Here is a 1429-nt window from a genome sequence, read left to right on the forward strand (position 1 = left end):
GGTCAAGTCCGGTGGAGTGGTGTACGACGGTGATCCTTCGGTGGGTTGATCAGGCCGTCAGTGCGGGGACGGTAGCAGTGCTTTCCTCCTGTCCGGTGGTGGTCGGGGTGAGGGCGTGGCGGCAGCGGGTGAGGGCGTCGAGGCCGATGTAGCGGCGTTGCTCGGACCAGGCGTCGTGCTGCTCGGCCAGGACGGCGCCGACGAGGCGGATGATGGCCTCGCGGTGGGGGAAGATGCCCACGACGTCGGTCCGCCTGCGGATCTCGCGGTTGAGGCGCTCCTGGGGGTTGTTGGACCAGATCTGGCGCCACACCTCCCTGGGGAAGGTGGTGAAGGCCAGGATGTCGGCCCGGGCAGTCTCGAGGTGCTCGGCGACCGCGGGCAGCTTGCCGACCAGGGTCTGAAGCACCCGGTCGAGCTGGGCGTGCACCGCTGGTGCGTCGGGCTGGTCGTACACCGAGTGCAGCAGCGCCTTGACCCAGGGCCAGGAGCTCTTGGGCGTGGCGGCCATGAGGTTGGCCGCGTAGTGCGTGCGGCACCGCTGCCACGCGGTCCCGGGCAGGGTCGCGCCGATCGCCTCGACCAGGCCCGCGTGGGCGTCGGAGGTGACCAGCCCCACCGGACCGGCGGAGGTCAGCCCGCGGGCGACGAGGTCGCGGAAGAAGCCCAGCCAGGAGGCCGTGGTCTCCCCGGTGGCGACCTGGATGCCCAGGATCTCCCGGTAGCCCTCGGCGTTGACACCGGTCGCGACCAGCGCGCTCACCTTGACCACGCGCCCGCCCTCGCGCACCTTGAGCACGAGCGCGTCGACGGCCACGAACGTGTAGGGGCCGGCGTCCAGGGGGCGGGTGCGGAAGGACTCCACGTGCTCGTCCAGCTCGGCCGCCATCACCGACACCTGTGACTTGGACAGGCCGGTGATGCCCAGGGCGGTCACCAGCTTGTCCATCCGACGGGTGGAGACCCCGAGCAGGTAGCAGGTCGCCACCACCGTCGTCAGCGCCGCCTCGGCCCGCTTGCGGCGCTCGAGCAGCCACTCGGGGAAGAAGGACCCCTCGCGCAGCTTGGGGATCGCCACGTCCAGGGTGCCGACGCGGGTGTCCAGGTCCCGGTGCCGGTACCCGTTACGCCGGTTGGTCCGCTCGGTGCTGCGGGTGCCGTGGTCGGCGCCGCACACGCTGTCGGCCTGCCCCGAGAGCAGCGTGTTGATGAAGGACTGCAGCAGGTGCCGCATCAGGTCCGGGCTCGCCTGCGCGAGCTGCTCGTGCAGGAAGACCTCAGGGTCGATACTGGGAGAAGCGGTCATCGTGATGCTCCGTTCGAGAGTGCTGTGGAAGGTTCACTCGAAGGATCACGCGGTGACCGCGCCTACATCAGCAGGACACGCTCACCACCGTGGTCGTCGTACACCACTCTGGTGGACTCCACT

Annotated in this window: 1 protein-coding gene; it reads right to left on the minus strand. The window is 70.0% G+C overall.

Annotated features, from left to right (window positions below):
* Nucleotides 1–49: 49 nt before the first annotated feature.
* Nucleotides 50–1306, minus strand: a complete 1257-nt coding sequence (locus tag ACI3ET_RS16325; protein ID WP_405034126.1) for an IS256 family transposase — start codon at nt 1304–1306, stop codon at nt 50–52.
* Nucleotides 1307–1429: the final 123 nt, after the last annotated feature.

This window comes from Ornithinimicrobium jinqii, from assembly GCF_045032595.1.
GTDB lineage: Bacteria > Actinomycetota > Actinomycetes > Actinomycetales > Dermatophilaceae > Ornithinicoccus.

Excerpts from the sequence above, each read along its gene's own strand:
- ACI3ET_RS16325 (WP_405034126.1), bottom strand. The coding sequence starts at position 1,306 with ATGACCGCTTCTCCCAGTATCGACCCTGAGGTCTTCCTGCACGAGCAG.